General features: G+C 62.2%; 1 pseudogene. It reads right to left on the bottom strand.

The features are described from left to right. Positions 1–204 (bottom strand): annotated as a pseudogene (locus tag CH341_RS35525) (hypothetical protein); the annotation flags it as partial. Positions 205–267 lie beyond the last annotated feature (63 nt).

Genomic DNA, 267 nt, shown 5'->3' with positions numbered 1-267 from the left:
CGTGGTCTTGCCGGCGCCATTCTTGCCGACGAAGCCCACCTTCGAGCCCGCGGGAAGGTTGAGGCTTGCCTTGTCGATGAGGGTGCGCCCGGCAATGCGGAGCGTGATGTTTGAAAGCTGCAGCATGGCGAGGGCATAGAGGCTCAGCCGGGCGGAAGGCAAGCGCTTCGAATCACGCGCGCTCTTGGCGCTTGCAATGCGCATGAGCGGCGGCTACCGCCGTTGCATGTCCAATGATCCTTTCCCAGCTTACCGTTTTTCTCGTGC

It is taken from the genome of Rhodoplanes roseus, from assembly GCF_003258865.1.
GTDB lineage: Bacteria > Pseudomonadota > Alphaproteobacteria > Rhizobiales > Xanthobacteraceae > Rhodoplanes > Rhodoplanes roseus.
Note: the sequence above shows the minus strand (reverse complement) of the source record. Positions and strands in the feature narration are given on the sequence as shown.